4 protein-coding genes are annotated in these 2,648 nt (G+C 74.8%); 2 read left to right on the forward strand and 2 right to left on the reverse strand.

The features are described 5' to 3' along the window. A partial coding sequence (locus G3I65_RS18670; RefSeq protein WP_160697247.1) for a KR domain-containing protein occupies nt 1-1,128 on the forward strand: 1,128 nt, incomplete at its 5' end. Nucleotides 1,129-1,145: 17 nt separating this feature from the next. Here G3I65_RS18670 and G3I65_RS18675 read toward each other — a convergent pair. Next, nucleotides 1,146-1,529: a MerR family transcriptional regulator gene (locus G3I65_RS18675; protein ID WP_160697248.1), complete on the reverse strand. Its 384-nt coding sequence runs from the start codon at nt 1,527-1,529 to the stop codon at nt 1,146-1,148. A gap of 28 nt (nt 1,530-1,557) precedes the next feature. Between G3I65_RS18675 and G3I65_RS18680 the strand changes: the two genes are divergently transcribed. After that, nucleotides 1,558-2,241, forward strand: coding sequence for a methyltransferase domain-containing protein (locus G3I65_RS18680; RefSeq protein WP_160697249.1), 684 nt, complete (start codon nt 1,558-1,560; stop codon nt 2,239-2,241). Here the strand turns inward: G3I65_RS18680 and G3I65_RS18685 are convergent. After that, nucleotides 2,238-2,648 (reverse strand): helix-turn-helix domain-containing protein (locus G3I65_RS18685; RefSeq protein ID WP_160697250.1); only part of this gene is annotated, 411 nt, incomplete at its 5' end. The genes G3I65_RS18680 and G3I65_RS18685 overlap by 4 nt on opposite strands.

Below are 2,648 nucleotides of genomic sequence, written 5' to 3' on the forward strand. Positions count from 1 at the left end.
TGGCCCGAAGCGCCCCTGCCGCCGTCCCCGCCGGTGCCGCCCGGGTCGTGGCTGCTGCTCACCGACGAGCACCCGGCCGCGCTCGGCCGGGCCGTCGCGCTCGCGCTGGCGCTGGCGGAGACCGGCGATGAAGCCCTTTCCCTGCCGCAGGACGACTTCGGCGAGCTGCCCGCGTTCCTGACCGGGCGGCCGGTGCGCGGCGTCGTGTTCCTGACCGGCGCCCCGCACGCCTACCACGACCCCGAAGACGCGCGCGAGCTCCTGCGCACGATCTCGTCGGTGGTCGCGCGGCTCGACCGCGGCGTCCGCTTCCACCTGGTGACGCAGGCGCACGACGAGCCGGGGCTGGTGTGCCTGCGTGGGCTGATCCGGGTGCTCGCCTGCGAACGCCCGGACCTGCGGGCGAGCATCGCCGACTTCGACGCCCGGTCCGATGTGGACGCTCTCGCGCGCGAGCTGCGCGCGGACGCGTCCGAGGACGAAGTGCGCTGGCGTCACGACGTCCGCTACGCGGCGCGGCTGACGCGTGTCCCGCTCGCCCCCGAAGTACCGGCCGGGCCGGGGGCCTACGTGGTCACCGGCGCGTTCGGCCCGCTCGGGCCCGCCACCATCCGGTGGCTGGCGGACCACGGCGCGACCCGGATCGTCCTTTCCGGACGCCGTGGCGGGGTGGTCGACCTCCCTGGCGTGGACATCGTGGTCGTTGCTGGTGACCTCGCCGAGCGCGGTGTCGCGGACCGGTTGATCGCTGAGGCGACCGCGGGCGGGCTGCCGTTGCGGGGGATCGTGCACGCGGCCGGGGTGTTTTCCGACGACGCCGACACCGCGTGGCGCGCGAGGGTGCTGGGCGCGCGACGGCTGCACGAAGCCACCGCGGAAGCCCCGCCGGTCTGGTGGCTGCTCTGTTCTCCGGCCACGGCGCTGTTCGGCGCACCGGGCGGAGTCGGCGGTGCGACGGCGGACGCGTGGGTGGACGCGTTCGCGGCTTGGCGACGTTCCCGCGGGCTGCCCGCGGCGGTGACTCGGGTGGGGAGCGGCGAGCTGCCGCCCGCGGTCTGGCGGCCGTACTTTTCGGCGGTGCTGGAGGAGTTCGTGCGCCACGCGGAGTTGTTCGGGGAGGAGCCGTGAGCCCTACGGCGCTCCCCTCAGGCCTCTGAGGGCAGCCGTTCGGCCAGCAAGCCGCGGAAGTGCGGGCAGGTCATGATGTCGTCGTGCGGACAGGGTCCGCCCGCCAGCAGGTCGAGCGCCGCCTGCGTCCGGGCGAGCCGGGCCTCCAACCGCCGCCGGTGCGCGGCGAGCAGTTCCTCGCGGGCCGGTGCCGACTCGGCCGCCAGCACCGCGCGGATGTCCGCGAGGCCGAGTCCCGCTTCCTTCGAGACCAGGATCGCCGCCACGCGGTGCTGGTCGGCGTCGGTGTAGCGGCGGCGGTTGCCGGCGCGCGCGGGCGTCAGCAGTCCCTCCGCCTCCCAGTGGCGCAGCACGTGGGCGGGCACCCCGAACCGGGCCGCCACCTCGCCTATTGACTTCATGCCGACATTAAGTCGCAGGATGGCCGTCATGTCCACGTTGCTTGCTCTCCTGGATGCCTTCGACGACCGGCCCCAGGCCGTCGACCTGCGAGAACTCACCTACCGCGGCCTCGGCGAGACCGTGGTCGACGTCGGCTGCGGCGGCGGCCGCGCGGTCGGCGAGCTGGCCGCCCGCGGGGTGCGCGCCATCGGCGTCGACCTGAACGCGGCGATGATCGAAGCCGCCGCCGAGCGCTGGCCCGCCGGCGAATTCCACGTCGCCGACGCGACTTCGCTGCCGCTGCCCGACGGTTCGGTCACCGGCTACCGCGCCGACAAGGTGCTGCACACCCTCGCCGATCCCGGCCAGGCCGTCGGCGAAGCGCGCCGGGTGCTGGCGCCCGGTGGCCGCGCGGTGCTCACCGGGCAGGACTGGGACACCATCGTGATCGACTCCGACGACCCGGTGCGCACCCGCGCGCTCGTCCACGCCCGCGCGGACCGGGTGCCGAGTCCGCGGGTCGCGCGCCGTTACCGGAACCTGTTGCTGGACAACGGGTTCACCGACGTCACGGTCGAGGTCCGCACCGCGGTCTGGACCGACGGCGCGTGCCTGCCGATGCTCGCCGACCTCGGCGGCGAGGGGCCGTGGCTCGACGAACAGGCCACGAGGGCGCGCGAGGACCGGCTGTTCGTGGCGATCCCGTTCGTGGTGGCGGCCGGCGTCCGCTAGGTCAACGTCGCGCGCAGGGCGAGGATCATCTCGAAGCGGGCGTCCGGGTTGCGGAGGTGGTCCGCGAACAGGGTTTCCAGCTCCTGCGCCCGCGCGCGGACGGTTTGCGGGTGGATCGCCAGGCGATCGGCGACCTCCCGGACGTTGCCGCACGTCTCCAGCCACGCGAGCAGCGTGCCCGCGAGGCGGTTGTACTGCTTCGGCGTCAACGCCGTCAGCGGGGCCAGCCGCCGCCGGCACACCTCCGTGGCGAGGAACGGCTCCTTGCGCAGCCACAGCGTCGCGAGGTGGTCTTCGCACCAGGTCAGCGGCTCGTCCGGGAGGACGTCCGCGGCCACCAGGCGCAGGGCTTCCTGCGCCGTCGCCAGCGAGCGGCCCGCCTGGCGCGGCGGCACCGGCGGCCCGAC

Source organism: Amycolatopsis sp. SID8362 (assembly GCF_010550475.1).
Lineage (GTDB): Bacteria > Actinomycetota > Actinomycetes > Mycobacteriales > Pseudonocardiaceae > Amycolatopsis > Amycolatopsis eburnea.